The organism is Deltaproteobacteria bacterium, assembly GCA_009930495.1.
GTDB lineage: Bacteria > Desulfobacterota > Desulfovibrionia > Desulfovibrionales > Desulfomicrobiaceae > Desulfomicrobium.
In genome coordinates this window covers 1-1,732 of the sequence record RZYB01000346.1, presented here as the reverse complement: position 1 = coordinate 1,732, position 1,732 = coordinate 1, and the positions used below count along the sequence as shown (strand labels likewise).

Here is a 1,732-nt window from a genome sequence, read left to right as displayed (position 1 = left end):
GGCTCAATCACAAATTTTGTGGGATAAAGGATTTCTGACATAAGTCTTCCTGCTGATATCAAACAGTTTAAGGAAGAAGTATTCATCATCACGATATCCGTAAGCCTGTCGTCTTAATGTTTTGATTTTGTTGTTTATACCCTCAATCTTACCAGCTGATATGTCATATGTTGCATGAGCTATGATACCCTCAAAGTGATTGTCCAATAACCTTCTGAACCACATAAGGTGCTCGTTTTTAGTTGATTTACAGGTATCCATGATAGAGATAATATCCTCAGACATGCGTGCTTCGTCATTACGAGAATACGCAAGAGTTAAACTCTCTTTGATGAGATCAAGTGTAAACAGCAGCTTGTTCTGGCTAAGCAGTTCATCATATCTTTCTTCATGACCACCCTTACGGATGTAATCCTCTGTACCAAAGATAGGACTTCCTTTTGAGATAACTCTTTCATCAGCGGCATCCTGATCCTTACGTTTTAACGTTTTTCTGGAAGACATAAGGATGTAGCGGGTCTTCTTTAGAGAACGTGCTGCTTCGTCATCACCTTCAGCAAGCAGACGACGCTGTTCATCCTTGCGAACTTCACTGACAACCTTGTCATTGAAGTTCTTAACGATATGAAAGTAATCAAATACAGGTTGGATATGAGGGCACTTATCCTCAAAAGCCTCCTGAAAATCAGAATTCATATCACATGCGATGGCTTCCACACTGTCCATCCATTCAAGCCCTACATGCTCGATGAAGTCATAGACTACCTGCTTTTTCTTGCCATTGGCAATCCATAACACGTGACCAGTTTCCATGTCTATGATATGAGTGGCATACTTGTAACCATTGTGAAGCTTGAATTCATCTATACCGAGAAACTTTGCCTTACGTTCCGGTTTGATTAGCTTTGTTCCATCGATTGTATAAAGTTCCTGAAGACGCTGTTTATCAATGTCTTTGACTGTATTCTTACCAAGACCTGTAAGCTCAGCTACTTCTTTATTGGTATAGTTTCCAGTTGCCAGAAGGTCACGGGTATACTGATACAATTCTTCTGTAATACGGTGAGCCGGTGCCTTAAAAGAGATAAACTGCATTCTGGTTTTACCACATTTAGGGCATACATATTGATTGCGATTAAACTGCACCTGGCTAAGATATCCACCAAAAGGAAGATGCCTCAGTGTAATACCAGGATGGTTGTTTACATGCATCTTACAGCCACAGTGGCAGATGATATCGTCTTCACTAGCATCAAGTTCACCATGAAAACAGAAAGCAGTACGACCGGATGCAGTCATCTCAGTAGTTGTAGTATGATTCATGAATCCATACAAACAGGAAGGAATTCTTAAAAATTCTATAGATTGAGTAAAAACTAATTGTCCATTTTCGCTGTTTCGTATATAATCCATGATAGAGGATCTCCTTTAGATTGGGTTGTTGTATCTGTCCAGGACACAATTCAATCTTATAGGAAGATCCTTTTTTATTCAATTGTAATGAAACAATATAAGATTGTTCTTAGGCTACTGAGCCAGAGGTATAAACCAGCCATCCCGAAGGGGATTGCCCTTGAGGGGATGGAAAAACAATGCTACACTATGTGGCTTGACGAAGAAAAAGAAGATTGTTCTTGAGTTCTTCGCCGTCGGTGATAAACGAACAGCATTGCTTTTCCATCCGGTCAAGGGTGGCGTAACAAATCAATACATTACGTGGTGGCAATCCCAC

Annotated in this window: 1 protein-coding gene; it reads right to left on the bottom strand. The window is 40.2% G+C overall.

Annotation, left to right across the window (positions count from 1 at the left end; translation table 11 throughout):
* Nucleotides 1-3 precede the first annotated feature (3 nt).
* Nucleotides 4-1,413, bottom strand: coding sequence for an ISL3 family transposase (locus EOL86_14550; protein NCD26792.1), 1,410 nt, complete (start codon nucleotides 1,411-1,413; stop codon nucleotides 4-6).
* Nucleotides 1,414-1,732 lie beyond the last annotated feature (319 nt).